The sequence below is a fragment of the Sulfuricystis multivorans genome (assembly GCF_003966565.1).
Lineage (GTDB): Bacteria > Pseudomonadota > Gammaproteobacteria > Burkholderiales > Rhodocyclaceae > Sulfuricystis > Sulfuricystis multivorans.
The window spans coordinates 96,624-102,623 of record NZ_AP018720.1; the positions used below are offsets into that span (position 1 = coordinate 96,624).

A 6,000-nucleotide genomic window follows, 5' to 3' on the forward strand; every position below is an offset into this window, starting at 1 on the left:
ACGGTAGTTCTTGTTGTTCATGGACTCATCCGGTTGCACGGCGGTGGGACACCGAAGGTCTCGCGGTATGCGAGATACAAGCGTCGTTCGAGATGACGCCAGTGTTCTTCGACGATCCGAAACCTCACCTTCGCCCTCCCTTCCGCCAGATGGCGGTGAAGCGTCATGTTGCCGCTGTTGCCCCGCAGGTGATCGGAAAGCCGCTTGCGCAAATCGCGCGTCGAGCCGATATACACCACCGGCAGCCGCTCGACCGCGTCGGTCGAGCATCGGTTTTCGTCGGCGCCGACGGGCGCGCGAATCTCGTAGACACCCGACCGGGGCGGCACATGCGTTGCCAAGGCCGACGGCGTCAGGGGCAGCAACGCGGAGAATCCTTCCGTTGCCGCCCGATAGTCCGCGAGCGCCGCGCGACGGCGGCAGTCGGGAACCGCGAGTTGGTGACGGATGGCGGCGATCGATCGCCGCGAAAGGCGGATTCCGTGTTGTTGCTCCAGAAGCGCGACGAGCTGTGCGTCGGACCATGGGCGCGCGATCTCGCCTGCAAGGAGCAGTTGTTTTTCCTTTTTTACCAAGAAATCGAGACGATGACAATGCAGTAGCCGTTCGCTGGGGAACAACTTGATCAGAGCCAGGCTCCTGCCGTCGGGCAGAGCGACGGCGAGACCGCGCACGAGCCTGGAGATGCGTCCCGGATCGGCCGCCATGGGCAATCCCGCCCGTTCGGAAAGATGTCTCGACATGCGCGCCTGCGGCAGCGGGACGAGCGCAAGCGGGTTGCCGGTGACAAGAAAATCGCGTTGAAGCTCCAGCAGCGCCGCGATCAGCGCATGGGTCAGCCGGTTGCGGCTGTTGATCAATCGCAAACGATGCACCAACGCGGACATCCCGTTTCCGACGACACCGGAGAGAGCGTGCTCGTCGAGATGGTATTCGCGGGCGAGAACCTCATGTCGATAGATGAATGCAAGCCCGTCTTCACGAGGGACGATCCTGCCGAGGACCGGGGAAGCGGATTGGCGCATGGCGAGTGTCGCATCGACGCTCGCACCTGAAACGAGGGCGGCCCGTGCCCAGTATGCGCTGCGGAACGATGGCGAGGCTTCGATTCGCATGATCGAACGTTCGTATGCGTTCAGCGGTTGCGCGAGGCAGCGCGCCAGGACGATCTTGCCAAGGGTGCCGGCATCCAGGCCGTATTTCTTTTTCCGGGGCTGCAAGTTGATTAAAATATTTTATGATGTAAAAAGTTTTATTTTTTGCTGTAGAACCCAATCCAAAAGTAATATCGCGCGGCGCATGCGCCGTGAAGACGCGCATCGCGGACCTGCAGGGGCCACTCCGCGCGAAAGGCGGAGGCGCAAAGCCCCGGCCTGTCGGCACCTTGGGATCGCGGGTGCCCATGGTCGAGGGGATGCCAGGAAAGGGGGGGATTTTCTGGCGCGATCCTGCCGGCGACCGGAGGATTCTCCCTTGTTCGACGCCAAGAACACGAACAAGGAGCCTGCGTTGAAAGTGAATCAGCCGGTCACCCAGCGGGAAAAGCCCTACCCGCCTGGGCGTTATCTCGTCTCCAAAACCGACCTCAAGGGCATCATCACCTACGCCAACGACGCCTTCGTCGAACTCTCGGGATTTTCCCGCGAGGAACTCATTGGCAAGAACCACAATGTCGTGCGCCACCCGGACATGCCGCCCGCTGCCTTCGAGGATTTGTGGGCCACCGTGAAGCAGGGGCTGCCCTGGCGCGGGATAGTCAAGAACCGCGCCAAGGACGGCGACCACTACTGGGTCGACGCCTTCGTCGTGCCGGTGCGCGAGAACGACCAAACCGTCGGCTACATGTCGGTGCGTCAGGAACCTTCGCGTGCCGACATCGCCGCCGCCGAGGCGCTCTACCAGAAACTCAATGAGAGCAAGGCCAGGCTCGACACCCGGCCGCCGCTCGTGAAGCGGATCTCGATCCGGGCGCGGCTCTTGGCGACGATGGCCTTCATGGGCGCGCTGCTCGTCGTCGGCGCGGCAATCGGCATCGGCGGCATCGCGCTCACCAACAATGCCCTCGACCGCACCTACCAGGCGCGGCTGGAACCGGTCGACATGATCGGCCGCATCTCGACCCTGATGTCGGACAACAGCCGGCAGGTGATGCTGGCCCTCCAGCACAATCCGGCCAACCCGTTTGCGAAGCTGCACGATCATCCGGTGACGCTGCATACCGACGCGATCGTCAAGAACCGCGACGAAATCAGCGCGCTGGTGGCCGAGCTCGACAAGCGCGAGCTTGGAGAGAACCTCAAGCCCCTGCTCGTGCGTTATGCGGAAGCGAGGAAGGCCTATGTCAATGATGGACTCGTGCCGGCGCGCGAGGCTATCCTCGCCGGCGACTTCGACCGCGCCAACCAGATCCTGCTCACCAAGGTGAATCCGAACTACACCCAGGCGGCGAATCTCGCACGGGAAATCCAGGACGCGCTCAAGAAAGCAGCGCGCGACGAATACGCCGCCGCGCAGACGCGCTATGAAAGGCTGCGCAACTTGGCGGTCGCGGGCACGCTAATCGCTTTGCTCATCGTCGCCGCCGCCGCGTGGAATTTGATTACCGCCATCGCCCGACCGCTCAACCGCGTCATCGGGCATTTCGACCGCATGGCGCAGGGCAATCTGACCGACCGCATCGACATCTCGGGGCGCGACGAGGCCGGCAAGGTGCTCACGCAGCTGGCGGCCATGCAGGTGCACCTGAAAGTGATGCTGGATGAGATCCACGCGGCGGCGCGCGCCATCGACGAGCAGTCGGGACGGGTCGAGCAACAGACCGCCTCGGTGGTCGACCAGTCGGAGCAGCAGCGCGATCGCGCCGCCGATATCGCCGCCGCCACGGAGGAGTTCTCGCAATCGGTGCGCCAGGTCGCTGACGACGCCGACCACGCGGCGCGGGCGGCCGATCAGGCGCAGGGACAGATCGCCGAGGCGCAGGCGAGCATGACGAAAAGCTCGGCAGCGACGGGACGGGTGGTCGAGGCCGTGCAGTCGTCCTCCCGCACCATCGCCGACCTCAACCAGGCCGTCGCGAAGATCGGCGACATCAGTCAGACCATCAAGGAAATCGCCGATCAAACCAACCTGCTCGCCCTGAATGCGGCCATCGAAGCGGCCAGGGCCGGCGAGATGGGCAGGGGGTTTGCTGTAGTGGCCGACGAAGTGAGGAAACTCGCCGAGCGCACTGCGGCCTCGACGGCGGACATCACGGCCACGGTCGCGGAGATCCGTCAAGTGGCCGACAGCGCGGTCTCCTCGATGAACCATGCGGTGGTCGAGGTCGAGCAGGGCATCGGCATGATCCAGGAAAGCGTCGTGGGACTCTCACGCATCACCGACACCAGCCGCGACGTCACCGACCGCTCGCATCACATCGCCGATGCCGCGAAGGAGCAGGCGATCGCCTCGGAGCAGGTGGCGCAGAACATGGAAAAGATCGCCCAGCTCATCGACGGCAATCTCGAAGCGGCTCGTCAGGCCAAGGTCGCAGCAGATGCCATGAAGAACGCGGCGGAGGAACTGCGCCAGGTGGTGGGACAGTTCAAGGTGGTTGGCTGACTGGAGGGGAGAGAAAACGATGTTTTGCAATGGCTACAAGAAGAAAATCGAGGCGCTGGAAACCGAGCTACGCGAAGAACGCGCCCGACGGGAGGCGGCCGAGGCGCGTCTGGCAGCGGCGGAGTCGGCGCGGGGCGATGCGGAAGCGAACCTGGCCGGAACGCACCGGGATCTGGATCGCTGCCGGCGCATCTACCTCACCATGCAGTCCTTCGGCGATTCGTTTCTGGAAATCCAGCGTTCGCAGGCGGCGATCGCCGGCGCCATGCGCGAGGAGAAGCGGCATGCCGTCGAGGCGGCGACCGTTTCGGGCAGCTGCCGCCAGTCGATGGAGAAGATCGCCGAGAGCCTGTCGGTCATGGCCAGCGACAGCGCCTCGATGGCCGGCAACGTGGAAGGACTGTCGGATCGCGCCAACCAGATCGGCGGCATCGTCCAGTTGATCCGCGAGATCGCCGACCAGACGAACCTCCTGGCCTTGAACGCCGCCATCGAGGCGGCGCGCGCCGGCGAGCAGGGACGCGGCTTCGCGGTCGTGGCGGACGAGGTGCGAAAACTGGCCGAGAAAACCACGGCGGCGACCAACGAGATTTCCGGGCTGGTCACCGCCATCCAGGGAGAGACCCGTCAGACGCGGGAGCAGATGGAGCAATGGACGCGCCGCACCGCCTCCTTCGGCGAAGAGGGAACGGCGGCCACGGGCAGCATGCGCTCGCTGTTCGACCTCTCGCGGCGCATGGAGGGCACCATCGCCGCCTCGGCGCTCCGCAGCTTCGTCGAGGTGGCGAAGATCGACCATCTCGTCTACAAGTTCGAGGTCTATCGCGTGCTGATGGGCGTGTCGCAGAAGACCGTCGGCGATTTCGCGCCGCACACCGCCTGCCGACTCGGCAAGTGGTATTACGAGGGCGAGGGCCGCGACTGCTTCTCGAAGCTGCCCGGCTACGCGGAAATGGAATCGCCGCACCGGGAATTCCATGACGCCGGGCTGGCCGCGCTGCGCGCCAACGAGGGGGGCGACATGGAGACCTGCTTTGCCCGCGTCGGCGAGATGGAGGCGGCGAGCCTCAAGGTCGTGACCGCCCTGGAGAAGATCGCGACGAGCGCCGAAGGCGACACGGCGCTGCTGTGCCATGCTTGAAGATTTCGACTTCCGCGCCTGGGTGCGTCTTGCACATACCGATCCGGCCGCTTTCGAGGTCGCCAGACGCGAACTCATCGAAAGGGCCATCGTCAGGGGAAACGATCCGCAACGCATGCGCCGCATGCAGTGGCGGGTGGACGCGGAGCGCTTCCGCGCCCGCACACCGCTGAAGGCCTGCCTGCGCATTTCGGCCATGATGTGGGAGACGTTTTTCGAGTTCCGGATAGCGCTCAATCGCGCGGCGGGGCTTTCCGGCGAACCGGCATCCGGACGCAAACCCCGGGCCGCGCGGATCTTGCGCATGGAGTGCGGTCCGATGCGAGAGGCCGCAACTCCTTCCGGAGCCGCCATCCGCCGGCCTGGGGCCGACAGCGAGTCGGCACGGCGGCTGATCCTCGTCGCTTCGTCCGATTGATCAACAGCAGTGGCGGTTTGGGAGTCAATCGGACCATGGTCGCCGTGCCCGTCCTGTAATCGAGTTTGACTTGTCCTTACTGTGGCCATACCAAGCTCGAAACCGTGCCGCTCGACGCTTGTCAGTGGTTCTACGAGTGCGAAGGCTGTCACACATTACTCAATCCACTCTCGGGTGATTGTTACGTGTTCTGCTTATATGGCAACGTTCTGGAGCAAAGCGAATTTACAGCAAAATTTGGACTTGACTCACAAATTCTGTGGATAGGTCGCCACCCTCGACGCAAAAATCCGGCGCGCGACAGACAGTTAGGTGGTCTGAGCAAAACATATCCGCCGGCGGCGTGCTTTGCGCCGATATCTCATTCATGATAACTACTATTATCATGAACGCGATTTTTTTCACGCAAGTCGATGGGCTGAAAATACTGCTGGCAAAAACCCATAAATAACAATTGCTTGCGACAAGGTTTTCTGCTATATAGGTGAAATGTGATTGAAAGGAGAAGAAGACATGAGCCTGCTGACCCGACAGGAAGCTGCCGACATGATGGATGTCCCTATTACTTGGGTGGATGCAATGCTGGAGTTTGGATCGCTGGAGCGCCACGAAGGGCTGAACGGCGAGACATTGATCGATGCTGATGAGATTTTGGAGAAACGTTTCGCGGCACCGCGCCTCGAAGCCGCGTCCCTTGCTCACGTTCGCAGCATGCTGAAAAAACTTGGTTTGGATGGCTCCTCGGCAAGTGTTTAGCTGTAAAAAATTCATCCGTCTTCCATTCCTAGGGCTGCGTGGTGGAGTTAGATTTTTCCGAAAAACTCTCGCGCCCGGCAAAACG

The 6,000-nt window shown here is 62.7% G+C and carries 5 protein-coding genes and 1 pseudogene; 5 read left to right on the forward strand and 1 reads right to left on the reverse strand.

Annotation, left to right across the window (positions count from 1 at the left end; genetic code table 11):
• Positions 1–17: 17 nt before the first annotated feature.
• A complete protein-coding gene (locus EL335_RS14215; RefSeq protein WP_126448418.1) occupies positions 18–1,115 on the reverse strand; it encodes an RNA polymerase factor sigma-54 in 1,098 nt (365 codons plus the stop codon).
• Between the two features lie 358 nt (positions 1,116–1,473).
• Between EL335_RS14215 and EL335_RS14535 the strand changes: the two genes are divergently transcribed.
• From EL335_RS14535 to EL335_RS14240, 5 genes and pseudogenes are all read left to right on the forward strand, one after another.
• Complete coding sequence (locus EL335_RS14535; protein WP_126448420.1) at positions 1,474–3,600, forward strand: methyl-accepting chemotaxis protein; 2,127 nt, start codon at positions 1,474–1,476, stop codon at positions 3,598–3,600.
• 19 nt (positions 3,601–3,619) lie between these two features.
• Positions 3,620–4,741, forward strand: coding sequence for a methyl-accepting chemotaxis protein (locus EL335_RS14225; protein ID WP_126448422.1), 1,122 nt, complete (start codon positions 3,620–3,622; stop codon positions 4,739–4,741).
• Entirely contained in the window at positions 4,734–5,159 is a 426-nt protein-coding gene (locus tag EL335_RS14230) for a DUF3135 domain-containing protein (RefSeq protein WP_126448424.1), read from the forward strand. The genes EL335_RS14225 and EL335_RS14230 overlap by 8 nt, the downstream gene beginning before the upstream one ends.
• Positions 5,160–5,224: 65 nt before the next feature.
• Positions 5,225–5,368 (forward strand): annotated as a pseudogene (locus EL335_RS14540) (GDCCVxC domain-containing (seleno)protein); the annotation flags it as partial.
• 304 nt (positions 5,369–5,672) lie between these two features.
• Complete coding sequence (locus EL335_RS14240) at positions 5,673–5,915, forward strand: hypothetical protein (protein WP_126448428.1); 243 nt, start codon at positions 5,673–5,675, stop codon at positions 5,913–5,915.
• The last annotated feature ends 85 nt before the right edge of the window (positions 5,916–6,000 follow it).

Excerpts from the sequence above, each read along its gene's own strand:
- EL335_RS14215 (WP_126448418.1), bottom strand. The coding sequence starts at position 1,115 with ATGCGAATCGAAGCCTCGCCATCGTTCCGCAGCGCATACTGGGCACGG.
- EL335_RS14240 (WP_126448428.1), top strand. The coding sequence starts at position 5,673 with ATGAGCCTGCTGACCCGACAGGAAGCTGCCGACATGATGGATGTCCCT.
- EL335_RS14225 (WP_126448422.1), top strand. The coding sequence starts at position 3,620 with ATGTTTTGCAATGGCTACAAGAAGAAAATCGAGGCGCTGGAAACCGAG.
- EL335_RS14230 (WP_126448424.1), top strand. The coding sequence starts at position 4,734 with ATGCTTGAAGATTTCGACTTCCGCGCCTGGGTGCGTCTTGCACATACC.